The organism is Variovorax sp. F042 (assembly GCF_057814215.1).
Genome location: NZ_JBVASX010000091.1, coordinates 1 through 287, shown reverse-complemented (window position 1 = coordinate 287; position 287 = coordinate 1). Strand labels below are relative to the sequence as shown.

Sequence of the window (287 nt, the reverse complement as noted above, 5' to 3'; positions counted from 1 at the left end):
GAAGAGCGCGCCGCCATCAAGGCGGCCGCAGCCGCCGCCAACGGACCCGCATGAGCGCCGTCCTCCAGCCCGTCGAAGCCCGCCTCGAACCGCTCACCGTCGAGCGGATCGATGCCGTCTGCGCGGTCGAGCAGACGGCCTACAGCCATCCCTGGACGCGCGCCAACTTCACCGCTTCCATGGCCGTGGGCTACCACTGCCAGTGCCTGCTGGCGCCCGGCGTGGCACCGGGTGTGAGCTCGCCGGTCACCGATCTGGGCGAAACGCTGATCGGCTACTTCGTCGCC

1 pseudogene is annotated in these 287 nt (G+C 70.7%); it reads left to right on the top strand.

What is annotated here, in order from left to right:
* Positions 1 to 50: 50 nt before the first annotated feature.
* Positions 51 to 287 (top strand): annotated as a pseudogene (locus ACZYSP_RS35540) (ribosomal protein S18-alanine N-acetyltransferase); the annotation flags it as partial.